Raw genomic sequence first — 23368 nt, 5'->3', positions numbered from 1 at the left:
CTGGCCAGGGTCAAGTATGAAGTGGCAGACGAGCTCGGCCTCCTCAAGAGAATGGAAAACCGGGAGGAAAACCCTCTATCCTTTAAGGAATATGGAAGAATAGGAGGTCAGATGGTGAGACGAATGATACGGGAGGCCAAGAGCAAACTGGCCAGATAGGTTCCCCTCGAGCGGAAGGAGGGTGAACACCATGCCCCGCAACAGGCGCAAATTGCTGCCAGAGCATATTCTCGATGCCTTTAAGTACGAGATCGCGAGCGATCTCGGCATCATCGACAAGGTGGAGATCACAGGATGGGGTGGCGTAACTTCACGCGAATGCGGAGAAGTCGGCGGCCCCATCGGCGGGAATATGGTCAAGGTCATGATCCGGAAAGCCGAGGAGGCCTTGATGAAAGACTTGTAAGGCTTCTGATGGAAGCTACAAGCAGAAACTGCAGAAAGGATAAAGGATTATAGAAAGGTTATTAGGTAAACTGACGATAGGTTGTTAAGGACAAAGGGTAAGACAGACGCAAGACAGATTGTGAAATAGAAACATTGCGAAACAAGAAATACACACAGGGCGCAACCGGCAAAACCAGATAGTATAGCCAGCAGCGCCCTTTACTTCTCTCACTCAGTCCTTTTTTGCTCAGTCCCTCGTTCTTGAACCGGCCCGGCCCTCCCCTCTCCCGCTATTTAATTCTATCCCCTCTGGCCTCGTGATATGCCGGTCCTGCCGCCTGGGATGCCCAAGCCCTTAACTCCTCTGCAAGGCAATTCCTCGCGTAATGATAAAGGTATTCCTGAGCGAACCCTGCAAGGTCACCAAATCGGCCGCGTGCGAACGTTTGAATGCCCTCTAGTGTCGCAGGCTCATTCTGAAAATAGAGGTATCTCATAACGCGCTCCATCCAAATATCTATAGGAAACGCCTCATACCGCTGGAAGGCAAAGAGCAAAACGCAGTCGGCCACCTTCCGCCCAACCCCACGGAGCTGCATCAGGCTTCGTCGTGCCTCTTCGAGGGGGAGCTGGCGGAGGCGACCCAGATCAAATTCCCCGCTTGCAACAGCCCTGGCGGCGCCAAGCACATACCCCGAGCGAAAGCCAACGCCGCAATCATGGATATCAGCCTCGCTCGCGCGCGAAAGCTCGTCGGGCTCGGGAAAAGCCCAGAAAGCCCTGCCCTCCGGCCCATCAATCGGCCTTCCGAATCTACGCGATAGCCTCTCGAGCGCGGCCACGATCAAAGGTATCCTGTTGCGTGCCGATATTATAAAGGATATCAGGCACTCCCATGGATCCTGTCTAACGAGCCTGAGGCCTGACGCGTAATCGATAGCTGGACCGAGGAGTGGATCCCTCTCTCGCAGGCTTAGCTCAATCCCAGCATGATCCGAATCGAGACAGAAGTAATCCCTCATAAGGGATAGGATATCATGCACCTCATCATCCGAGGCGTGCTCCGGGATCCAGACCGAGACGGCATCCTCGCCGATTTGTCTCAACCTCAGGGTTGTGCCCCTGACAACCCCTTCATACCAATTCCCTTCCCGCCTCCACCGAAAAGCCTGCCCACACTCCACCGTGTGATAAAGGCTGAATGGCGCGACGCCATTTATCTCCAGCTCCGACCCTTTTTCCCCCATTGCCAGCTTTATGCCATTCCCTTCTACCCTCACCCTGATAGTCGTTTTCCCTTCCTCCTGCTCCTCCTGCCCCAGGACGTCCCCTTGTCTTAAAAGGTCTCCCGGACGCCCTGCACCGCTATATGGCATACGGCCCTGGGAGTCCGAGCCATTTCGCCACGTGATGGCAGTTTTCTCCAAACTACTTCGTCGCGCGCTCCAGGGTCTTCAGTGTCTCCTCGAGGTTCTTGAGGGCGGCCCCATACCCGGCCCAGTCCCCCCTCCTGACCCTATCCTGCATCTCCCCGTACTGACGAAGAGCCGACATCACCAGGTCGCGCACGGATTGCCCCGCAACCGCACCATTCTCGCCCGGAGCACCAGGGCGAGACGGGACCTCTACCACCCGCCCGGCCCCCGCTTCAAGCGAACCCGGAACCCCGATTGGCCTCCCGAAAGCCCTCGCAAGGGCGCGCTCGAAGGTAGTATCCATGGCGAGCCTCGACCCGTATGCAACCGTCACCCGTTTCAGCTCGGGGAGCTCGCTTTGTTCGGCCAGCAGATAGAGGGGCTCAACGTAGATTATAGAATTCTCAATGGGGATAACCAGGAGGTTTCCCCTTATGACCCTTGACCCTTTCTGGCTCCACAGCGTCAACAACTGCGATATATTGGGGTCCTGGTCAATCCTGGCTTCAATCTGCGCAGGCCCGTAAACAAGGTGCTCCTTGGGGAACTTATAAAGCACCAACCTCCCGTAATCCGGGGGATCACACTTCGCAAAGAGCCAGCTTATCATGTTATTCTTCCCTACAGGGGTGAACGGGAGCATCAGGATGAATTGGAGCTTCTTTTCGCCGGGCGGCCGCATGATCACATAGTAGGGTGCGACCTCCTGTTCCTGCCCGGCGTAAACCTCGCGCGCTATTGACCAGGCATCCTCCTTATTGTAGAAGACATCGGGATCCTCCATGTGATACGCATTCAACACATTAGCCTGGATGCGAAAGAGGTCCTCGGGATAGCGGATATGGCTTTTCAGACTATCCGGCATGGCCCCAAAAGGCTTGAAAAGCCCGGGATATATCCGTTTATAGGTTGCGGCAACAGCCTCAGCTTCATCCACGAGATAAAATGATACATCGCCGTTATATGCGTCAACCACGACCTTGACAGAATTGCGGATGTAATTGATCCCATCGGTGAGAGGCTGGGAGTACGGGAACATGCTGCTTGTGGTATAGGCGTCCCATATCCAAAACAGGCGACCATCAGCAACGACCATATAAGGATCGGCGTCATAGCGCAGGAACGGGGCGATCCGCTGCACCCTATCCCTTATATTCCTGTAAAAGAGAATCTTGGTTTCGCTGGTTATCTCCGACGAGAAGAGTATCTTCGACGTCCCGAACCGCAGCGCAAATAGTATCCTTCTTGGGAGGGATGAGAGCCCAATGCCCGCCCTGCCCGAGTATTTGGCATACGCATTCTGATCAGCGACGGGATAATCAAACTCGCCGCTCTTCGTCCCGACTATTACATACTGATTGGTTCGCTCGCCGAAGTATATTTCGGGCCGGGTTATCGAAGGCATGCCGGTTGATCTCGGCGGTATATCCTTTATGAGGAACTCCGGCAGTCCTTCCTCTGTAATCTTGTTAACAGGGCTCATAACGAGGCCATAACCATGGGTATATTTGAGGTGCTCATTGATCCAGGTCCTCGCCATCTGAGGCATCTGGTTCAGGCTCAGCTCGCGTGGGGAGAGCGCAACCTGGCGGTAGCCTTCACCGGTCATATAGCGGTCGAGATCGACCTCGCCGAACTCGTAGTAAAGGCGAATCTCCTGAAGCTGGCCATATGTCTGCTTCAAGGGACGCCAGTCCCAGAGCCGTATGTTGTTCAGGGTGTCCCTGTGGCGTGCCAGGTCCTCATAAGCCAGGTTGTCCCTGGGGTGAAAGCTCCTCTCTTCTATCTTATCAAGCCCGTAGGCGATGCGAGTGAATTTCACATTCCTCTGGATATAGGGACGCTCCCTCACGAGCTCATTTGGCTCGACCGAGAACCTCTGGACCAGCGAGGGGTAAACGCTCCCGAAGACGAATGATGCGATGATAAGCGCCGCGATCCCTGTAAAGGCGAGTTTCACTAGGCGAGGCAGAAAGGCCCCGGCCAGAATTGCCACGCCGCAGGCCAGAGCGACGCCCATGAGTATCTTGAGCCCCGGGAGGAGGGCGTGGATATCCGTGTAGCCCGCTCCAAAGACCGCACCCCTGGGCGAGTATAATAAGTTGTACATGCTCAACCGGTAACCCCACGCCTTCACCAGGAATCCCAGTCCAACAAGGCCGAGCAGGTGATACCTCGCTTGTCCCGTGAGGTTCACCCGCAGGCCCCTGATCGAGACCCCCCCGGTGACAAGATAGATGGCACCACACACTATCGCCGCCAGCACAATAAGGAACGAGGCTACCTCATAGAGGTAACGAAGAAACGATAAACGGAACATATAGAATCCGATATCCAGGCCGAATATGGGATCCCTGACACCGAAGCTGGCTCCTTTGAGGAATTCCTGAGCCGGGAGCCAGTACTGCGAGGCGCCCAGCCCCTGGAGAAACCCTATCAACAGGCTGAAGATGAGGAATGCCAATGAGACCCTCCTGGCTGTCAGGAAATCCGGCAACTCAAACGCCTTTGGCCCGATATCGATATGGCGCAGAGCCCCCCTGGCCAGCCTGAGATTCAGATAAAGGAAGAGAAACGACGCCAACCCAAAGCCAAGGCCGAGCAAACCCCGGGATATGATGCTCACCCAGAAGGCTGAGGGGTAGCCAACCTCCTGGAACCAGAGCAAATCCGTATAGAATCTTACTATACCGCTAGTCGATAGTATGAGCAGCACAAGTATAAAAACGATGATGCTAAGCGCGAGCCTGCGTCCTGCCGGCAATGGGAACCAACTCCTTAATTCGATTAACGGTGCACCCGCACCCCGGCCGTGTGAACCCTCCGTTTAAGAATCATCCCTGGATGTTTCTCAAACCCATCACCACTATTCTACCATAGTTCTGAGCGATGTGCACTCATATACCTGATACTCTAATATTTACCGATGAGCCCTCTATCCCGCGCCATACGCTCAGCCGCTCGAAATACCATCAAACCAATAATGAAGCAAATTGCGGAATCCACCAGGAGCAGGGCCCCACTGGAAGATACCAGGCGACTCCAGGCCCCGCTGGAATTCCCCAAAAGAGCTCTAAAGGTGCTCAGGGCCTGGGTGAATGGGATCGCCTCCAACATATCCCCGGCCAGTCCACTTGCCGGCATATCGCCGGGGGCGAGCGCGAGCGGCAAGAGCGCGATGCTGGCCAGATTGGCGAGGAAACCTATTCGCTTGAAGACGAGGGCTATCGCCCCAAGGATAAACCCTATCCCAAGCATCCCGACATTCATGAGCAGAGAGAGGAGGACGACCGGGCCGATCCGGGATGGGAGCCTGGACCCTATGGAAGGCTCGGTGATTGCAAGGACCCCGAGCAAGACGGGCATCAGCCGCAAGGTGTCGGCCAGAGTCCGCAGGAATATAACCCTCGGGAGGCTGGAACAAGCCAAGTAGAGCTGCTCGAGGGTCCCCGCGTCGGATTCATCCTTCACCACCTTATTTGCAGCCTGCAACCCGATGAACGCAATGAAGAGGGCTGCAAAGCCAACTGCCCGCCCCGCCGATCCCCCGCCCTGAGAGTTGTCTACGAAGGCAAACGCCAGTATAAGCGCGATGATTTCCCCGATGGCCTGAAGCGGATAGCGGATATAGCTCTTGAACCCACGCCTCAATTCCGCCCAGAATTCAATGAGGAGAAACATAGACTCCCACCCTTTCCGCCACACCGCTACCTCCAGTGGAGCAGTGTATCGTATGGACTGGCACGCGATGGACTGGAGCGCGATGGGCTGACATCCACATCAGGCCGTCACCTGGAGGAAAACCTCTTCCAGGTCCGGCTCACGCTGCTGGATTGAGCTCACACCCAAGCCGTTCTCTCTCAACAGATCGAGGACCGGGTATAGAAGCCTCGAGTCCGCCAGGCTCGCAAGGATCTTCGAACGTCCCCGGTCGTCGCATTCTGCCGCAATTTTGACCCCCTTGATCTCTTGGATGCGACTTGTAGCCTCAACCGGTAGCACGCCATCCACGACGATCTCAAAGGCATCGCGCTTGAAGATGCGACGCAAGTTACCCACCGTATCGCAGAGCAGTGCCCTGCCTCTATTGATTATGAGGACCCTGTCCGACACGTTCTGGGCCAGCTTCATCTGGTGCGTCGCGAGGATCACCGTGGCCCCACGCACCCTCGATATCTCCTTGATCAACCACTCGACGCCGGTGCTGGAGCGAACATCGAGCCCGATCGTGGGTTCATCGAACACCACTATATCCGACTGGCCCATAAGGGCAACAGCGATAAAGAGTCTCTGCCGCAACCCTGTAGAAAGGTCCGCAACCGTCATGTTGCGAGCCTCATACAAGCCAAAGAGCCTGAGCAGCTCATCCGACTGCCTCGCTATCTCCATCATGATGCCGGCCCTCCGCAGCGCGCCGAAATACTCTAGATTCTCCCTGGCGGTAAGCCTCCAGTAAAGATTTCGCGATCCACCCAGCACAACACCGAGCCCTCGCGGCTTCACATATCTCCCGTTCGGCTCGCTACGCCTCCCCACCCTTACAACTCCCGACGTAGGCGTCAGGAGACCCGTAATGATCTTGATGATCGTGGTCTTGCCTGCTCCATTTGGCCCCAGGATCGCCAAGACCTCGCCACGCCTCGCAACGAAGGAGATGTTTTCGATCCCCGTTGCAACCGGGCGCCCCATGAGGCTGGAATATATCTTTGTCACGCTCTGGAATTCAACGTCGCCTTCATCCATAAATCATGCCCCCCCAACCACACTCTATTCCAGATCAGGCTCGCGTAATTAAGCCCGAAATGCATCACCCAGCCCGGCATGAGCGACCCTGACCTGGCATTCAACTCTATGAATATGAGCCCGTAAACACACGGCATTACAAAGGCGTACGCCCTGGCGAGGCTGAGGTCCCTGCAGGACTTTCCCGGACCGCCCGGCACCGCCGCATACCCAGGTCGCCCTTTGCCGGGAGTGATCCTGCCGGAAGTGATTATATATAGCGGCAGGAAATGAGCCAGGCCAAACATCGCGCTCGATGCAAAGGCGGCAGCGGCGAACCTCGCATCCCTAAAACCTATGGTTATGCACGAGGCCATAGTCTCGCCCGTTACACCCAGTAGTGAAATACAACTGTTGAAGATCACCCCGCGGAAAAGAAGCTCCTCCCACAGCGTCTGAGTGGCGACGAAGGGTATCCCAGCGGTTGCTACCATAGACAGGCCATATCGCCCGAGGAGCTGGAATATGCCGTCCGGCAACAGTTCGCGTGGCACGCGTGCGCGGACAACGCGATTCAGTGCGAAGGCTGCCGCCCATATACCGGCCATTGCACCCCACGGGCAGCTCCGCAGGTCCGCAAGGCGGAATCCGTAAAACTCAACAGGATCCACCCCGGCGACCAGCCTCGTGGTGGCCAGTATCCCAATTATAATCACGTCCCCCAGGTCAATGTAACCCATTTCATCGTTATGCTGGCGCCACTCCTGAAATCCAACCTTGAAAATCATGCTGGCAAGGACAAAAACATAGAAAGGCATACTTCTCCCCCGACTCACTGGTAGTACCACTAATACTACCGGTAATGCTCACATGTAATGCTCATATTATGTTATGTAACGCTCATATATTGTATGGTCCCGTATTATAGATTATATAGTCTCGCACTGCCGCTCCCGCACACCGGCCATGCGCTCGAGCACCCTGCCCCAGTTCTCCACATGGCTTCTCCCGTCAACCCAATCCCAGACGAATGTTGAAAATACCCTCTTGTAAAAGAGACAATAAGGATCGGGAAGGATGAAATCGCGCCTCTTGGAGTAGGAATAGGCTGCACAGCCCCCTCCGCAGAAATAGCGCACATTGCAGGTGGAACACTGTTCCTTTTCATCAACGTTCGCGACGATGCCCCCTGTCCTCAAGCATATATCGTCAAACCCCTCGCGCAGGACGTTGCCCATGGAGAGTTCGGGATAATGCAGCAGAGGACACGGGTAAACCTCCCCATCGGGTCCTACGCTTATCTCCCTGTCCCCGGCGCCGCAGGATTCTCGCGGATCGGACATGAAGGAAACCGGATCGGGACGTTCGTACTTCAACATTTCACAAAACCAGAGACACAGCTCTTCAGGAGATAGATCAAACTCGCGCCGATTGCACTGGCCCCTCCCGACTGGCATGAAGAGGCTGAAGTGATACCCGACGCCAAGGTCCCCCGCAAGCTTGATAACATCCCAGGCATGCCTTATATTTCGCCGGGTAAGGGTTGGTACCAGCTCTATATCCGATACCCCGCTTTCAAGGAGAAGCCGGACCCCCTTCATCGCTAGATCGAAGCTCCCCTTCCCTCTTATAGCGTCGTGGATATCCGCAACGGGGCCTTCGATGCTGACCTGGACCTTCGCGTGCGTGGCCGCCAGGGCGCCCGCGATCTCACGATTGATGAGCGTGGCGTTGGTGAGCGCCGTCACACACCGCGCCGCGCGCGCCGCGGCTTCGATGATCTCGATCGCGTCCTTGCGAATAAAAGGCTCCCCCCCGCTTAGGACAAGGCTATCGGGCTTGAGCGGCGCGATGGAAGCCAGGGCACCTAGGATATCAGCAGTGGACATGGGATCATCGCCGGAAAGGGTGCAGGAGGCGGCTCCAAAGTAGCACGTCCGGCATGCCAGGTTGCACCTGTCTGTCACATTGAGGTATATCTTTCTGGGGGACTTCCTCCTCACGTCCTTGATAAGCTCGCTCGCGACCAGGTATTCAAATAGCGAGAATATCTCCGCAGGCCTGGCATGGTGCTCGCGAGCTCCCCTGTCCACGATTTCCCTGAATGGATTGTTGGCCCTGTTTTCTATCAATGAAAAGGCTTCAGGGCTCACCTTGATCCATTCCCTGTTATTGAGATTCACCAGGACCCGTTCGGCCTCGTTTTCAAGAACTCTTGCCTCAGGGGCGAGGCGATAGCGCCCATCCAGGCGAATGTCGCAATCCAACTTGCTCCCCTCCTGAGCGTTTCAATCCCTCATAGGTACGATATAAACCAAAATATACGGCGAGAAGGCACTGAGACCCCTGCCAAGTGCAGGTTTCTTGATTTATGCCAGTTTACCAGCACGCTGTTTCGCCGGCAACCCTGTGCCCGGGGATCGGCGGATGGCGGGCGCTGCTCAAAACACCCGCCACTGCCCACACCTGATGGGTAGCCTACCCTCTACCCGATCGTTATGCGGTGGCCCCAGCAACGGAAGGATACGCAGAACCCGTCAATAGCCATGTTAACTGTCACTTTCCGCCCTCCAAGCTTCCCAAACATCGTCTTCACCTCCTGTGATATCATTACAGGCTTGAAGCATCACTTGCGACTCGATTATACCAATTTATGGATAACCCTGCTATTACCTGAAGGTGTGATTTAAATAAACGTTAGTGTTAAACCGTCCGTCAACCATCCCCTTTCTTGCGCCCGAATTCAACACAACGCTTATGGCTTCAGCCCTGCTCTTCACCTTGAGTTTGCGAAATATGCTATGGACATGGGTCTTCACGGTGTTGACGCTAATAAACAAGGCATCAGCTATGGCCTGATTGCGATATCCCCGGGCCAAAAGCTCCATTACCTTCTCCTCAGTGCGCGTGAGGCTGATATCCCTGATATATCCACCATAGCTGACATGCTCATCATGGTAATGCCGGGATCCAAATGTTACATCAGACGCCGTTGGTGCATCAATAGCTCCTGCAAGTCTTTCCTCTCCGGATGGGCCCGGCTTGCCATCATACCCGCGTTCCCCGGCTGCCCCGCCATCGCCGGGCATAATACTGTAAGTGGCGTCACCGAATAAGGTGATCTTCACTCCTGGAAGAAAATCGCGTAAAAGCTGGGCGGCTCTTGCCCCATCAATCCCCCGGAGGTGCAGGTCAATTAAGATGGTATCAGCTTTAAGATCCTTTGCCCTGCTCACAGCGTCGAAGATGTTGTCGGCCTCCCCTACAACCTCTAAATCATCTCGCTCAGCCAGTAAGGCCGCGATCCCCTTCCTCAAAACAGGATGATCATCGAGTATTAAAACCCGCATGGCCCTGCCGTCCCCCCTGGTTAACGTTTCCATGATACTTCGATGATACCCCCAAAGAAGACACTTGTCAACCTTTTTATGGAAAAAATGTAATTAAAAAACAAAAAAATAAGAGGCCCCTCTGCAAAAAGAAGAACCTCTCATCAAATCGAATCCCAGGGCTTCAGCGCATTCTTAACTTTAAGTCGGTGTGCAAAAGCTCACCGAGTTTTTTCAGTTTCAGACAGCAGTTGAATTATAGAACCCCGTATCCCAGGTTTTCGACGGCAACTTTGATATCTTCCTCGCCGATGCGCGAAGCATCGTATGAAATCCTGGCCTCATGCCTATCCAAGTTAACTTCAACACCAGTGATGCCCTCGAGGCCGGAGAGGGTTTTCTCGATCCTTTCAGCACAGCCCTGGCATTTCATCCCCGTGATCTTCAGATTGGCAACTGAATCCCTGGCCCCACAACACCCGCTCACCCTGCAAGCCCTCCTTGTCTAAACTGGCTACCCCAAGTGTCCCCAAGTAGATCTCAGGTTATATGCCATAACATTTTATATGATCATTACATGTGACCTTCTCATATGCTGGGACTCACACCTATACTGGGACTCACATTGCTAGGATTCCACCTCAGCCCGGGCTTAATTCGCATACTATACTCCCTGGCATATATGATAATGCCCCCACCAGGCACCGCGCTTCAAGGATTCCTCAACTGATCAAGCAATTCCCGGGCAGGCGTATATGTGCTGTCGATATGGAGGGTCTTGCGGAGCTCACGTATGGCAAGCTCCTCGTTATTCGACCGGGCATAGGCCACCCCAAGCCAGTAGTGGCTGTCGCGATCGAGAACGCTCAGGTGGGTTGCAACTTTCAGCGCCGCTATGGCCTCAACCATCCGGTCCATAGCCATGTATGCCCTTCCGAGCCCTATGTATGCCGACACGTAACTTGGGTTATAGTGAATTGCCCGCTTGAATTCCTCTACAGCCTCATTAAACATCGAGCGCTCAAAATAGAGGATGCCAAGGCCGTAGTAAGCGTAGAAGAAATAGGGATCCAGGCGTGTAGTCTCCTTGTGCTCAGCTATTGCCTCGTCCACCCTGCCCGCTCTATAATAGGCCGTCGCAAGCTTATAATGGCCGACAGCATAAGTCGGGAGCGCGTTCACCACCTGGCTGTACTGGTCGATAGCCTCCTCATATTGCCCGCGCTCAAGACAAAGGTCACCGAAGGCAACACGGAGCCCCATATCACCGGGGGCGCCCTGCAGGGCCCTGCCGTACTCCTCAAACGCGCGATCCCTGTCGCCCTGCGCCAGGTATGTCAGGGCGAGATTCTCCCTGGCTCCTATATAACCGGGATCTAGCTCAAGGACCGCCTCAAACTCCCTTTGCGCATCCGCAAACCTTCCGGCCTCATAGTAGGCCAGTCCGAGTGAGAAATGCGGCCTGGCATCCTTCCCGTTGGCGGCCAGCGCCTCCTTGTACCAGTGGATGGCATCCGACAGTATGGCCTCGTCATGGAGGCCACCCCTATTCATGTAGGCATCGCCAAGTTTCAGGTAGAGCTCGGACCTCCTGCTAAACCCCCCGGAGATGAGCTTTGTCTCGGACAGGCCCTCCTTGAGCATTCCCTTTTCCAGGTAGGCCATGGCAAGATAAAAACGCACCTCGTCACCGGCGGTGCCGAGCTTGATCGCCTTATTTAAAGTCTTGACCGCCTCTGTGAAGTCTCCTTTTTCATATTGTTCTATCCCGAGCCCGGCCAATGCCTTACCCTCATCAGCCGGAGCCGTGGCCGCAAGGCACAAACCGGACAAACCGGTGCTGCATGCCACATATACCAGACAGATGCTAATGAATAAAGTTGCACACAGTCTCGACCTTCTATCCAGGACCGATTTAACCGGGGCCAGAGCATGGAAACCAGCGGTCATTCCCTCCACCTCCAACTAGTCTTAGTGTTCCAGTGCGTCCCCGGAGTCCAAGATCCACTCTACCCAGCCATGCTACTTCGCTATGCTACTTCTTGAGGCAAACTTGATTCCCGACTGTACAGGATGTCTTGCAGGCCGACTGGCACGAAGTCTGGCATTCGCCGCACCCCCGGGACTCGAGGTCGGCCTTTGCAACGCCCGCGTAAATTGTCTTGATATGCCTGCCGCCAGCTACCTTTTCCCTCACTTGCGCCACCTCCAAAAAACCAGATTTAGAACTTCTTGACTCCTGGGCCAATTATATCACGAAACCTTGTTTAAGGTAAAGGCTGCCCCAAGGTCAATTATCTGCGAGGAAAAAGGCTCTAATACGGTCCCGAGCTTGTACGCCCCTGTATTCAAAAAGACTTCAGAAACCGCGCCACTCAGATCGACAGTGAAACTGATCCTGTCTCCGGAGAAATTCAAGGCTACAAGGACGGCGCTACCTGCTTCATTCCCAACTTCATTCCCCTTATTCCCCGTATATTGCCGGACATAGGCAAGGCATTTATCATCATACTCTATATCGATGAACTTTAGATCGCCCCTCCTCAGGGCGGGGCTTGCCCTCCTGATGGACAAGAGGTCCCTATAAAACCCGCGGAGCTCGTGGTCACCGCGATCCCATCGGATCTTGAATGGATCGAAAAGGTCGGGCCTTTCCCGCTCGCCTATCTCCTGCCCGTTATAGATGAGCGGCACGCCATCGAGGGTAAGCAGGAGCACAGCCGCCAGGCGCCCGCCGCGCCCCGCGTGCTCATCACCCGATTCATCACCCAACCTTGCCTGGATTCTCATTTGATCGTGGTTTTCCAGGTAGCGCAGCCGTAGCGAGTTTCTTGGAAACTCGAGGCGCTGGCGCTCAAGCATCTCCCTTATACTCCTCGCAGGCGATACCCCCCTGATCACGTCGCTGAGGAGCGCCGGCAGCGACTCCTCGTAGGTAAGATCAAAGGCGTGGAGGTTATGCGCCGGCTCATGGGATTCGGCCAGCAGCATTATATCCTGCTTGATCTCTCTCAACTCCGCCCTCACGCGCTTCCAGAAATCGAGCGGCACGAGCGCGGCCACATCGCACCGGTAGCCGTCGATGTTGAACTCCCTCACCCAGTAACGCATAACCTCAACCATATAGTCGCGAAGCTCGGATGAGCCGTAGTCCAGCTGAGCCACGTCGTCCCACCCGAAGCCGGGGCTTCTTATCACGCCATAGCCATCCCTGCTGTACCAATCAGGGTGCTCCTTCGTGAGGGGGCAGTCATTTGCCGTATGATTTGCGACCATGTCCATTATGACCCGCATGCCGTTTGCATGCGCTGTCTGGACGAGGGCTCTCAGGTCGGCCGCCGTCCCATAGCCAGGGTCTATACTGTAGTAGTCATATATGGCATAAGGAGAGCCGAGAATCCCCTTCCTCCCTACGGTGCCAATTCTATGAATAGGCATGAGCCAGATGCAATTTACCCCGAGGCTCGCGAGCTCCGGGAGACGAGCCCTGATAGCCTCAAGCGTCCCATCCTGGCTGAAAACCCTCGGGAATATCTCATAGATCACTGCATCATTGACCCATGCAGGAGAATCTACAGCCTCGAACCTGCTGTACGCGCTCATTCCCTCTGCGGGCGCCTCGAGATGCACCTCACCATCCGCTGCGATCTCGAGGAAGGAGTTCCACCCGCCGAGGGTGTTATCTATGCAACATGGGTTTGCAGGGTCGAGCACCCAGGAGTTATCCACTATGAACTTGTACTGATGGAGACCCGCCTCGAGCGGAAGTGTTGCACTCCACCAGCCATGCACATCCCTGTGCATTGGGTGGGATACGGAGTCCCACCCGTTGAAGTCCCCTGCTATATGCACAGAGTTAGCCTCCGGATTCCAATAGCTAAATAGGACCCCATCGCGTACGCGAATGGGGCCGGATTCATACTCGGATATTTTCACCTTGCCGCCTCCCCCAAAAGGCAGTTATATGCTTTTGAGCCTTCCCTCCGGCTAATTTCATTATAACCGCTGGGGGAGGGGCCGTTCAACAACTACTTTCTTCCTGCCAGGCATCCCGCAAAGATGCACATAGTGCCTGTATCAATATTATTGTTATTGGTGGCCGCAATATTGGCGGCCGCGCTCGCAGGCGCTCTCCGGGGCGATAACGGTTCGGTCCAAGGCCTGCGCCGGGCTCACGGTGCCACGCCGAAATGGTCCGCAATCCCCTGGTATATGTAGTAACCCTCTCTCCAGGTATAGCCTCTATCTCTCAACCGCGCCTCTTGGTAGGGGTTTGTAATGAAGGAGGCTTCCGTCAGGATGGCCGGCATCCTGGTGTATTTTAAAACATAATAGTTGGCAGTCATTGCCCCTTTATCCGGCAGGCCCTGGCCCCAGACCAGCCTGTTTTGAACCTTGTTTCGCATGTCAAAGCTGGCCTGGCTCCCATATGTATACGCATAGGTCTGGGTCCCGTTCAGCGACCTGTCATAGGAGGCGTTGTGGTGAACGCTCACAAACCTGTCCGCGCCCCACCAATTAGCCATCTGCACCCGCTCCTCGAGGCCCACATCTTGATCGTCCCACCGCGTCATCAGCACAGTTGCCCCGCCATATTCCGCAAGGCAATTCCTCAGCGCAATACCGACCCTCAGATTGACCTCCTTCTCCGTCAGGCCTGTGGGACCGACCGCCCCGGGATCCCAGCCTCCGTGACCCGGGTCCACGACGATCCTCACCCCGCTCAAACCGCCCCTTGCGTAGGCGGCGCCGGGGAAACCTAGAATGCACAGGAACGCAAATAGCCAGGCTGCAATCCTTATTACTGCCCTGCCTGCACGCGTTGAAACCAGGCCCACTGAACTCTTGTACCCAAAGCCCATATGTTTCCTCCTCCCATTCCGCTGCATCTTATTCCCTGGTGTATTACCTATTTACCTCTCATTAACTTCAGAACCCCGCGCTCAAGCTGGCGCTCACGCAACCGTAATCCATATAGTCATTTGAGCGCTGCGTATACCTGATCCCAGCCTCCATATTCTCGCCGATCCCCTTCGCCAGGCCGACCCAGGCCATCGTTAGTGGTGTTGTCCTGTCGGTGCCCGTCTCATGTGCATACTGTTCATCGATGAATTTGAGCCTCGAGAGCCCGGCTTCGAGGTGAACCGCCCCCGACAGAACCCGGTCGTATTTGAGCCTCAAACCCTCGGTGTTATGGGCAAACCCGATCCCCTTCTCATCCCCCTCATCGTAGAGAGAAGTAAAGGTTGGCGTAAAGCCCCTGGCGAAGTAGCCGTACGATAGGGTGAGGCGCCCGGATGGCCTGTTCAATATATCTCCCTCCACGAAAAAGGCTGGCCTCCACCCTGTATCATATTTGTCACCATCACCATTTCCGTCGAAGGAGGTCGTGCTCGGCCGCATTCGCGCGATCTCGCCCCTTACTCGCCTATTGTAGATGGCGCCTTCGAAGTCGATGCTCTGGGCGCTCTCATCCCCGAGGCCGGACAGGACGTGGTTATATCCAACCAGGAAGTCGCCCATGCGCCTTGCGACCCGCAAGGCAACGAAATCGTCTGCCCCTCTTACAACTACCCCACTGGGGTCATATTGCGAGCTTAGGCGGGAATAGATCCCGGCGAGATAAAACCCCCCGAGCATGGTATCGACGGCCAGGCCTTCAATGGCTGAGTAATCGTTGCGGGCTATGAGGCCGACGGGCCCGAGCGAGAAGTAGAGCCTGCCGGCATTCACCTTCAGCCTATCTCCATAATAACCGAGGTAGGCCTGGTCTATCAGCAATGGCCCAGTAGTCGGGGGAACCCCGTAGCTGCCATCGCTCGCATACTGGACTCCCCAGTAACCATGGGAATTCAGGCTCACATAGAGCTGATACCGGTCCCTCACCCTGGAATCGAGGAAGAGCTCGAGGTCCTGGCGGATGCCCGCACTCCTCCCCGAGGCTAGGTAGTTGCTGCCTTCGCCCTCCACACCGGCCTTCTCCAAAGAGGGTACATCACCGAGGTAATAATCGGCATGAAGCTTGATATAACCCCCGATCCTGATGGCATATTGAGATTGGGTCCCGGCCGCGAAAACGGGTGAGACCCGCGGTGAAGCCACAAAAGTCAGGGCCACCCCGAAAACGCAAAGAATAGCCCCAAGAGTAAAAAACCCAAGGGTAAGAATAGATGAAATTCCCCTCCTGACCCTTATATCAGCCATCGCTTAACCCCCACTCAGCCAGCATCCCAACCAATCGTCTTCCAACCCCGCAACCCTCTCCCGCCATCTTCTCGATCCGGCACGATCCCCAGACGCCCTGGCAAAATCTCCAACCCCCGGCGCGATAATGGCATACTCATCCTTTTAAGCCATAAATAACCCGAAACGCCCCGGGAACCCGCATCACTGGCTCCCAAGGGCGTCCTGCGCTGGAGATATGTCAAGTCCAGGGCAATATGCAAAATATGCAATATGTATTATTCTTTACCTGGAGGCCAAATTCCTTCAAAGGCAAACTCAACAGAACAAGGTAATTATTCCCTCCGGCCCCTCCTCAGAAAAGCCGGGATCTCGAGATCATCCACAGCGAAGGGCTTGATGTCGACCTCCTCAAGTCCGGCTTTCCGGGCCATGCCCTTTTGCTCAAATCCAGTGGCTATTACCGTGACCCTGATCTCATCGCGCATGGTATCGTCGATCATTGCGCCGAAGATTATGTTGGCATCAGGGTCTACCGCCTCCGCGATTATCTGTGCGGCCTCGTTCACCTCAAACAGCCCGAGATTCGAGCTGCCCGTGATGTTAAGCAATACACCCTTGGCTCCCTCGATCGAGGCCTCGAGGAGCGGGCTCGAGATTGCGGCCTTTGCCGCTTGCACCGCGCGCTCCTCGCCGTTGCTCATGCCGATGCCCATGATGGCCGAACCCGCATCGGTCATGATGGTCCTCACGTCGGCGAAATCGACATTTATCAGGCCGGGGACGGTTATAAGGTCGGAAATGCCCTGGACCCCCTGGCGCAGCACGTCGTCAGCCATTTTAAACGCATCAAGCATTGATGTCTTCTTCTCTGCCACCTGGAGAAGCCTGTCGTTGGGGATGATTATGAGGGCATCCAACTTCGTCTTGAGGTTCTCGATCCCGGCAAGTCCCTGGGCCATTCTCCTCCGGCCCTCGAAAGAAAACGGCTTCGTGACCACCCCGACCGTGAGGGCCCCTGACTCCTTGGATATCTGTGCAATGAGAGGAGCGGCACCCGTACCCGTGCCACCGCCCATACCAGCTGTTATGAAAACCATATCAGCCCCCTCCACGGTGCGCTTGAGGGCGTCGTGGCTCTCTTCGGCAGCCTCCCTCCCGATATCAGGGTTCGAGCCCGCCCCGAGACCCTTTGTCCGCTTCTCGCCTATCTGGATCTTTACGGCGGCGTTGGACTGTGCAAGGGCCTGAGCATCAGTATTTATGGCTATGAATTCAACCCCTTTGAGACCCGCGTCTATCATCCGATTCACAGCATTGCTCCCGCCGCCCCCGACGCCTATAACCTTGATATTGGTGAATTGCTCTATCTCGAGATCCATCTCAAACATGCCCTCTACCCCCTGTGATCCGCAACATTCATCCCTTATCCCTCAATCCGTCACACCGTCTATCGTCCTATCAACGCCAGCACCATCGCACCCGCGTCATATGGCACCAACAGAGCAGCCAGATGCCGTGCGAGACATAAACAAGATATATAACACTTATACGCCGTGATGCGGTGCAACGCAGCATAACATATAACTAAATTCAACGGCTGTAGCTCTTTTCCTCTTCTTTTCTCGTCAAAATTTGACTTGTCTAAACCAAATTACTAAATCACGATTGCTGCTGAATGCCCGTGCCCGACGTGCCCGACCTTTTGATGAGGTATCTCCTTATTATACCTACATTGGTAAACAGCCTTATGCTGAATGCAACAGTGGCCCCCATCAGGAGGTCCACGCCGAGCTTATAGCCGACATAGGTCAAGAGGGCCGCCAGGAGTGTGTTTACAAAGAAACCCGAGAGGAATATGGGGCCGTCAAATTTGCCCTCGAGCCCCGCTCGCAAGCCCCCGAAAACGGAATCGAGCGCTGCCAGGATGCCTATAGCCATGTAATCAGCATAACCCACCGGGAGCCTGAGCGATGTGAGGAGCCCGATCAAGACCCCAAACAGGAGACCGTAAAGCGGAAGCAAATCTAATCTCCTCCTTTGTTAACGGGCCTTATATAGTTGAGAGGCTTTGCATATTGGAAATAAATGCTGCCTTTATACGCGGGGACGACGACCTCGGGCATCCGGGTGATTTTAACTTCAATCCCCCAGGCGCGCAAGGTATCGATGATCCCCTCCCGCATTCGCAGGGCATTCTCGAGCGTCACAGGATCGCCGATGGCGACGATAGTGTAGGGAGGGCCTATCCGCGTGTTATTCACAGAGATAGTTGGGCCGGCGCAGCGCACCTCGCTCGTCGCCACGAGACGCTGGCCATTTATGGCCACCGCATCGGCCCCGGCGGCAAAGAGCTCGTTTGCCGTCTTGAGGAGGTCCTCATCATGGACCAGGAATAGCTCCGCGCTCTCGCCCGGCTGGGCCTGCTTCCTGCTATCGTTGAGAACGACCACGACCCCCGGACCCTTCAACTCGGTGAGCCCCGCCGCCATTTTAACCTTTTCGAGCTCCTGGCGGACAGCCTCGACCATATGCTCGCCCTCGACAACCCTGGCGAGCTGCTGTCGCAGGGCCACAACCTCCTTTTCCAGGAGGTCCCGCTCGCTCTCGGTCTTACGCAGCATGTCTGTCAGGTCCTCGAGCCGGCGCGTTGGAAGGGTTATCTTGCCTATGTATTCCTGGGTCCTGAACTGCACTACGAGCAGAAACCCGAGTATTATACAAACGAATGCAATATAAGCTTGCCAGTTTCTGGATGGCACGAAGCCTACCTCCCCGCCCAAGATCAATGAGAACAATATAAATATAATCTCAAACCTATCTCGCTTAATACTACAATACAGAAGGGCGAGATGTCTACTGTATTTTCATCTTGACTACGGGCCGTTTTTCCGAGCGGAGGTCAATGTATTGGACCGGCCTCCCGTCCATGGCAACCCGGTCGAGCACAGCCTCGAGGACTCGCGCTCTCTCACCGAGTTTCTCCTGGGCGCCATCCCTACCCATAACGACTCTTATTCCATCATCTGTAAATAAGACAAGGCTTCCATCGGTGTCCACGTGTATTTCCGATACCCTCGCCCTGAGCTTCTCACCAAGCACTGCCGCAAGAGAAAGGGCCGGCCGGAGCCTCACCGCATCGACAGGCTCTCCCACGCGTACGCCACGCGCGCCTATCCCCGTAATGATCGGCACTTTGCCGTCATCATACGTCTCGCGAATGCAGATCGCCCGCCCCTGGTTGTCTACTTCAACGAAGTATCCGGAATACGGCACCACTCCCACAACGCTCCGTTCTCTCACGCTTATGATTATAGTGGATGGGAGCCTGCGCGCTACCCTTACACTCTCGATCTTGGGGTTATTCAACAACCTCATCGCGACCCTGTCCAGGTTCAGATCAAAGGTGTTATGGCCGCATTCCAACCCCGACATCAGGATGATCTCACTAGGTTTCAGGGAGCTTGTCCCCTCGACGGCTATGCGCGTCACGGTGAAATAAGGAGACTTGATGACCGCCAGGCAGGCCAGCAGGGCGGTCATCACCAGCAGAAATGGAACAAAACCTCTACCTCTCGGCCCTCGTCCCGCCCTTCCTATGCTCCTGCCCCTCCCCGTTCCCATCACCATTCCCATCTCCATCCACCTTTTGCCGTGCTTCCCTTCTTACCCGGTTTCACCCTGATATTCAAGCTTATTCTACCCCGAGGATGTCCGCGCCGAGACCGCGAAGCTTGCCAGCTATATCCTCGTAGCCCCTGTCTATATGCTGGATACCTGAAATCTCCGTCTCGCCCTCGGCGGCAAGAGCACCAAGAATGAGCGCGGCACCTCCGCGGAGATCAGGGGCCTCGACATCCGCTCCCATTAAGGACTCTACCCCCTCAACCACGGCCACGCGACCTTCCAGCTTGATATTGGCGCCCATGCGGTGCAATTCGTCGACATACCTGAAACGGTTGGGGAAGATGGTCTCGGATACGATGCTCGTGCCCTTTGCGATGCTCATCAGGGCCGTCACCTGCGGCTGCATATCAGTGGGAAATCCCGGGTAAGGCATGGACCTCACGCTTATAGCGCCTGGCCGGCGATTTGCGCTTATCCATATACTAGATTCCCTGGGCTCCACAACGATCCCCGCTTCGCGGAGCTTGGATATGACCGCCTGAAGGTGCTCCGGGATAACATTCTCCACGGAAGCAGTCCCTCCCGTGATTGCTATGGCACACATATAAGTGCCGGCCTCGATCCGGTCAGGTATTATGGTGTAATCCGCGCCCTCGAGCCGCTTCACGCCGCGTATTTTGACCGTGTCAGTCCCGGCCCCGATTATCCTGGCACCCATGCGGTTCAGGAAATTCTGCTGGTCGACGATCTCCGGCTCGCGCGCTGCATTATGGATGATAGTAGTCCCCTCAGCCAGGCACGCAGCCATCATTATATTCTCCGTGGCGCCCACGCTCGGGAGGTCAAGATGGATCTCCGCGCCCACCAGTTTATCAGCCTCGGCGATTATGAACCCGCGCTCTTCCCTTATCTTCGCCCCCAGGGCTGAAAAACCCTTCAAATGAAGATCTATCGGCCTCGGGCCAATATCGCACCCACCAGGCTGCCGGACCCTGACCCTCCCCAGGCGCGCAAGGAGAGGGCCCATGACCTGAATGGATGCGCGCATCTCCCTGACCAGTTCCTCTGGAGGCTCGCATCCTGAAAGGCCGGAAGGGTTCACAATTATCCGGCCCGACTCAATGCGGGCCTCGGCCCCGAGGCCCCGGAGAACGCCGATCATCGTGGAAACATCTGTAATAAGCGGGGCGTTGGAGAAGACGCAGCACCCGTCCGCGAGCAACGACGCAGCCATAACCTTGAGGATAGAGTTCTTGGCACCGCTCACCTTGACGCTGCCGCCAAGCCTCCGCCCCCCTGTGATCTTCAATTTCATCAACGGTCCCCCCCGGGTCTCCATCCATCCTACCCACCAACAACTCGTATCTCCGGCTCCAGCACAACTCCAAACCTGTCGAGCACGCGCAACCTTACTTCCTCCATAAGCGCCATCACATCGCTCGCCTTCGCCTCTCCAAGGTTTATAATGAAGTTGGCGTGCTCCGGCGATACCTGCGCATCCCCGATACGCAGACCCTTGAGGCCCGCCGCGTCGATGTACCGACCCGCCCCGCCACCCGATGGGTTCTTGAAGACGCACCCCGCGCTCGGGAAGGAAAGGGGCTGCTTGGAAGCCCGCTCTACGAGCAGCCGCTCTGTTTTCTCCATTATCTGATCGCGATCCCCCCCGACAAGGTGGAACCTGACGCTTACAACAATTGAAGTGCCATCATCCAGGATCCTCGTCCCGCGATTCCTGAAGCCAAGGTCGCTCGCGCCCAAGTCCACCAGGGCGCCATCCTCCCGGAGGATCAGGGCGCCATCAACGACATCCTGCATCGAGCGCCCATAAGCGCCCGCGTTCATCACAGTCGCGCCGCCCACGCTCCCCGGGATCCCCCCGGCGAATTCCAGGCCGGCAAGGCCGCGCTCCGCAGCCCACCTGGCCACGTAAGGCAAGAGCGCTCCTGCTCCCGCCGTGACGGTGACGGCGGCGCGCCCGCCCTGACCTTCTTCCTCCATTCTCAGCTCGTTGAGCGTCCCGCCCAGCTTTATGACCGCGCCCCGAATCCCATCATCGGATACCAGAAGATTGGTCCCGTTGCCTATAACAAGGAGATCGATGTGGCGCCCACGAAGCCATGAAATGGTCATCTTCAGGTCATCGAGGTCGCGTGGCACAATCAAGACATCTGCCGGGCCCCCGATCCGGAAGGAGGTATGATTGCGCATCGGCTCACGGGCCTTTACCTCCCCTCTCACGATGGTCCTGAGGTCCGCGGAAATCCGGTCGATCTGTTCCACGTTCATCTGCACTCCTCCAGCAGGTCCGCAAGCTCCCTTGCCGCCAACCATATATCGCCGGCGCCCATGGTCACGACGAGATCGCCAGGTTCTGCAATCTTGAGCAGCTGAGGGGCTATATCTCTCCTCTGGGGTATGAATATGACTTCACGGCCCTCAAACTCGCTTATGGCCCTGGCGAGCGCCTCCCCTGTCACGCCGGGTATGGGCCTCTCACCCGTCCCCTCATAGTATATGTCACTGATCACAATGACATCGGCGGCCGAGAATGCCCTTGCAAACTCGTCCATAAGGAGCTGAGTCCTCGTAAATCTCTGCGGCTGGAAGACTGCAACCAGGCGCATCCCGCCGCTTCCCTCCTTCAGGGCCTCGAGCGTGGTCCTGATTTCCGTCGGGTGGTGTGCGTAATCATCCAGCACAAGGATTCCCTTCTTTTCGGCTATAAACTGGCAACGCCTTTTCGCCCCCCTGAAAAGGGCCAGCGCGCCCGAGATGACATCGAAATCCAGCTTCATCTCCATGCCGACCGAGCAACACGCCAGGGCATTGTATATATTATGCCGGCCCGGCACTTTGAGTTCCACCCTGCCGAGCACTTCGCCGTTCCTGATAACCTGGAATCTGGAGCCCAGACCGGTTATGGATATGTCACGCGCCATGAGCATGGCCTCTCTGTGGATGCCGTAGGTTACGACCCTGATCCTGGACGCCGCCTCGCCCGATATGCGCCTAACCCTTTCGTCATCAGTGCACAGCACGGCGGTCCCTTCCGGGTTGACGTTGGACAGAAACCTCCGGAAGGCGTTTACAAGATTCTGCACGCTCCCGTAATAATCAAGGTGATCGTTGTCTATGTTTGTGACAACGGCGATGGTTGGGCGAAGCTCAAGAAACGAGCCGTAGGCCTCATCAGCCTCCGCAACAAGATACCTGCCCCTGCCAAGCCTGCCCCCGCCCCCAAGGTAGCTCAGCTCGCCCCCCACCAGGACCGTCGGATCAAGGCCGCCCTGTTGCAGCATAAATGCTATCATTGAGGTCGTGGTTGTCTTGCCATGGCTCCCCGTAACCGCCACGCTGTAATGCTCGTCCATGAGCCGGCCCAGCATCTGCGCCCTGGTTATCACGGGCACTCCTCTGGCCTTCGCGGCCCTCACCTCGACATTATCCCCGGGCACAGCCGCACTTACTACGACAAGATCGGCTCCCAAGACATGCGAGGGATCGTGGCCAATATAGACGTGTGCTCCAGCCGCGACAAGGTCCTCTGTCCTGCCGGAAGCCTTTATGTCAGACCCCGACACCGTGTGCCCCATGTCCATGAGCACCCTGGCCAGAGAACTCATGCCATACCCGCCAATTCCTACGAAGTGGATGCGCTTGAATTTTTCCATATCCATAAACCTGATATGTCACTTCCCTTAT

The 23368-nt window shown here is 56.0% G+C and carries 22 protein-coding genes; 2 read left to right on the top strand and 20 right to left on the bottom strand.

The genetic code is table 11. From position 1 onward, the window contains the following. The first annotated feature begins 21 nt into the window (after nucleotides 1–21). A complete protein-coding gene (locus tag HPY71_05400) occupies nucleotides 22–159 on the top strand; it encodes a small, acid-soluble spore protein, alpha/beta type (protein NPV52944.1) in 138 nt (45 codons plus the stop codon). Between the two features lie 31 nt (nucleotides 160–190). Continuing rightward, a complete protein-coding gene (locus tag HPY71_05395; GenBank protein NPV52943.1) occupies nucleotides 191–406 on the top strand; it encodes an alpha/beta-type small acid-soluble spore protein in 216 nt (71 codons plus the stop codon). Nucleotides 407–677: 271 nt separating this feature from the next. On the opposite strand, the gene HPY71_05390 is transcribed toward HPY71_05395, so the two are convergent. The 20 genes from HPY71_05390 to HPY71_05295 all read right to left on the bottom strand — a co-directional run bounded on the left by HPY71_05390 (nucleotide 678) and on the right by HPY71_05295 (nucleotide 23337). After that, nucleotides 678–1814, bottom strand: coding sequence for a hypothetical protein (locus tag HPY71_05390; GenBank protein NPV52942.1), 1137 nt, complete (start codon nucleotides 1812–1814; stop codon nucleotides 678–680). A gap of 1 nt (nucleotide 1815) precedes the next feature. Next, complete coding sequence (locus HPY71_05385; protein ID NPV52941.1) at nucleotides 1816–4566, bottom strand: UPF0182 family protein; 2751 nt, start codon at nucleotides 4564–4566, stop codon at nucleotides 1816–1818. Between the two features lie 149 nt (nucleotides 4567–4715). After that, nucleotides 4716–5483 carry an ABC transporter permease gene (locus HPY71_05380; protein ID NPV52940.1) on the bottom strand — a complete coding sequence of 256 codons (768 nt, stop codon included), beginning with the start codon at nucleotides 5481–5483 and terminating at the stop codon, nucleotides 4716–4718. A gap of 99 nt (nucleotides 5484–5582) precedes the next feature. Beyond that, a complete protein-coding gene (locus HPY71_05375) occupies nucleotides 5583–6545 on the bottom strand; it encodes an ABC transporter ATP-binding protein (protein NPV52939.1) in 963 nt (320 codons plus the stop codon). Next, nucleotides 6512–7342, bottom strand: a complete 831-nt coding sequence (locus tag HPY71_05370; GenBank protein NPV52938.1) for a CPBP family intramembrane metalloprotease — start codon at nucleotides 7340–7342, stop codon at nucleotides 6512–6514. The genes HPY71_05375 and HPY71_05370 overlap by 34 nt, the downstream gene beginning before the upstream one ends. 111 nt (nucleotides 7343–7453) lie before the next feature. After that, nucleotides 7454–8791, bottom strand: a complete 1338-nt coding sequence (locus tag HPY71_05365; GenBank protein NPV52937.1) for a radical SAM protein — start codon at nucleotides 8789–8791, stop codon at nucleotides 7454–7456. Nucleotides 8792–9193: 402 nt separating this feature from the next. Continuing rightward, nucleotides 9194–9874: a response regulator transcription factor gene (locus HPY71_05360; protein ID NPV52936.1), complete on the bottom strand. Its 681-nt coding sequence runs from the start codon at nucleotides 9872–9874 to the stop codon at nucleotides 9194–9196. A gap of 235 nt (nucleotides 9875–10109) precedes the next feature. Further along, complete coding sequence (locus tag HPY71_05355; GenBank protein NPV52935.1) at nucleotides 10110–10340, bottom strand: heavy-metal-associated domain-containing protein; 231 nt, start codon at nucleotides 10338–10340, stop codon at nucleotides 10110–10112. A 224-nt stretch (nucleotides 10341–10564) separates the two neighbouring features. Then, the gene (locus tag HPY71_05350; protein ID NPV52934.1) at nucleotides 10565–11818 is read right to left on the bottom strand and encodes a tetratricopeptide repeat protein; all 1254 of its coding nucleotides are present in this window, start codon (nucleotides 11816–11818) and stop codon (nucleotides 10565–10567) included. A gap of 70 nt (nucleotides 11819–11888) precedes the next feature. Next, nucleotides 11889–12050, bottom strand: coding sequence for a six-cysteine peptide SCIFF (gene scfA / locus HPY71_05345; GenBank protein NPV52933.1), 162 nt, complete (start codon nucleotides 12048–12050; stop codon nucleotides 11889–11891). 56 nt (nucleotides 12051–12106) lie between these two features. Further along, complete coding sequence (locus tag HPY71_05340) at nucleotides 12107–13789, bottom strand: DUF3459 domain-containing protein (protein ID NPV52932.1); 1683 nt, start codon at nucleotides 13787–13789, stop codon at nucleotides 12107–12109. Nucleotides 13790–14025: 236 nt separating this feature from the next. Continuing rightward, nucleotides 14026–14715, bottom strand: a complete 690-nt coding sequence (locus HPY71_05335) for an N-acetylmuramoyl-L-alanine amidase (protein NPV52931.1) — start codon at nucleotides 14713–14715, stop codon at nucleotides 14026–14028. 67 nt (nucleotides 14716–14782) lie between these two features. After that, entirely contained in the window at nucleotides 14783–16057 is a 1275-nt protein-coding gene (locus tag HPY71_05330; protein ID NPV52930.1) for a hypothetical protein, read from the bottom strand. Nucleotides 16058–16371: 314 nt separating this feature from the next. Next, on the bottom strand, nucleotides 16372–17427 hold the full coding sequence (ftsZ, locus tag HPY71_05325; GenBank protein ID NPV52929.1) for a cell division protein FtsZ: 1056 nt from the start codon (nucleotides 17425–17427) through the stop codon (nucleotides 16372–16374). A gap of 271 nt (nucleotides 17428–17698) precedes the next feature. Next, entirely contained in the window at nucleotides 17699–17977 is a 279-nt protein-coding gene (locus HPY71_05320) for a small basic family protein (protein NPV52928.1), read from the bottom strand. 86 nt (nucleotides 17978–18063) lie between these two features. Continuing rightward, entirely contained in the window at nucleotides 18064–18756 is a 693-nt protein-coding gene (locus HPY71_05315) for a DUF881 domain-containing protein (protein NPV52927.1), read from the bottom strand. A gap of 136 nt (nucleotides 18757–18892) precedes the next feature. After that, nucleotides 18893–19678, bottom strand: coding sequence for an FtsQ-type POTRA domain-containing protein (locus HPY71_05310; GenBank protein ID NPV52926.1), 786 nt, complete (start codon nucleotides 19676–19678; stop codon nucleotides 18893–18895). 52 nt (nucleotides 19679–19730) lie between these two features. Then, the gene (gene murA / locus HPY71_05305; GenBank protein NPV52925.1) at nucleotides 19731–20981 is read right to left on the bottom strand and encodes a UDP-N-acetylglucosamine 1-carboxyvinyltransferase; all 1251 of its coding nucleotides are present in this window, start codon (nucleotides 20979–20981) and stop codon (nucleotides 19731–19733) included. A 26-nt stretch (nucleotides 20982–21007) separates the two neighbouring features. Further along, on the bottom strand, nucleotides 21008–21952 hold the full coding sequence (gene murB, locus HPY71_05300; protein NPV52924.1) for a UDP-N-acetylmuramate dehydrogenase: 945 nt from the start codon (nucleotides 21950–21952) through the stop codon (nucleotides 21008–21010). Beyond that, entirely contained in the window at nucleotides 21949–23337 is a 1389-nt protein-coding gene (locus HPY71_05295; protein NPV52923.1) for a UDP-N-acetylmuramate--L-alanine ligase, read from the bottom strand. Before HPY71_05295 ends, murB begins: the two co-directional genes overlap by 4 nt. Nucleotides 23338–23368 lie beyond the last annotated feature (31 nt).

It is taken from the genome of Bacillota bacterium, assembly GCA_013178125.1.
Classification (GTDB): Bacteria; Bacillota; SHA-98; order Ch115; family JABLXJ01; genus JABLXL01.
The sequence above is the reverse complement of the archived record's forward strand: the minus strand, read 5'-3'. Positions and strand labels throughout refer to the sequence as shown.

Coding starts and splice junctions, on each gene's coding strand:
- HPY71_05395 (NPV52943.1), top strand. CDS start 191: ATGCCCCGCAACAGGCGCAAATTGCTGCCAGAGCATATTCTCGATGCC.
- HPY71_05380 (NPV52940.1), bottom strand. CDS start 5,483: ATGTTTCTCCTCATTGAATTCTGGGCGGAATTGAGGCGTGGGTTCAAG.
- HPY71_05375 (NPV52939.1), bottom strand. CDS start 6,545: ATGGATGAAGGCGACGTTGAATTCCAGAGCGTGACAAAGATATATTCC.
- HPY71_05370 (NPV52938.1), bottom strand. CDS start 7,342: ATGCCTTTCTATGTTTTTGTCCTTGCCAGCATGATTTTCAAGGTTGGA.
- HPY71_05360 (NPV52936.1), bottom strand. CDS start 9,874: ATGCGGGTTTTAATACTCGATGATCATCCTGTTTTGAGGAAGGGGATC.
- HPY71_05335 (NPV52931.1), bottom strand. CDS start 14,715: ATGGGCTTTGGGTACAAGAGTTCAGTGGGCCTGGTTTCAACGCGTGCA.
- HPY71_05330 (NPV52930.1), bottom strand. CDS start 16,057: ATGGCTGATATAAGGGTCAGGAGGGGAATTTCATCTATTCTTACCCTT.
- ftsZ (NPV52929.1), bottom strand. CDS start 17,427: ATGTTTGAGATGGATCTCGAGATAGAGCAATTCACCAATATCAAGGTT.
- HPY71_05320 (NPV52928.1), bottom strand. CDS start 17,977: ATGGCTATAGGCATCCTGGCAGCGCTCGATTCCGTTTTCGGGGGCTTG.
- HPY71_05310 (NPV52926.1), bottom strand. CDS start 19,678: ATGGAGATGGGAATGGTGATGGGAACGGGGAGGGGCAGGAGCATAGGA.
- murB (NPV52924.1), bottom strand. CDS start 21,952: ATGAACGTGGAACAGATCGACCGGATTTCCGCGGACCTCAGGACCATC.
- HPY71_05295 (NPV52923.1), bottom strand. CDS start 23,337: ATGGAAAAATTCAAGCGCATCCACTTCGTAGGAATTGGCGGGTATGGC.